Origin of the sequence: Treponema primitia ZAS-1 (assembly GCF_000297095.1) — a bacterium.
Taxonomy (GTDB): domain Bacteria; phylum Spirochaetota; class Spirochaetia; order Treponematales; family Breznakiellaceae; genus Termitinema; species Termitinema primitia_A.
This window is the reverse complement of sequence record NZ_AEEA01000020.1, coordinates 1-245: the sequence shown is the minus strand read 5'-3', so window position 1 is coordinate 245 and position 245 is coordinate 1. Positions and strand designations below refer to the sequence as shown.

1 protein-coding gene is annotated in these 245 nt (G+C 57.6%); it reads left to right on the top strand.

The window, feature by feature from the left end:
- Window positions 1-245, top strand: a 245-nt coding sequence (locus TPRIMZ1_RS18315; protein WP_010254419.1) for a PKD domain-containing protein, incomplete at both ends; no start/stop codon positions are given.

The following is a 245-nucleotide window of genomic DNA, read 5'->3' as shown; positions in this document are numbered from 1 at the left end:
CGGCGCTTACCGCGCTTACCGGCATGACCGCTTCGGTCACCTATACGGGCGCATCTATTAGCCCGGACCCCACAACGGCACGGAGTTACGTAAGCCCGGTACCATTTACCGTTACTGCTGCGGATGGGTCAACCCAGGATTACACGGTAACCGTAACAATAGCGGCGGCGTCTACCGCCAAGGAAATTACCGCCTTTACCATTACCAGCCCGGTTTCGGCATCCGGGACGGTGAATGAAACGGAA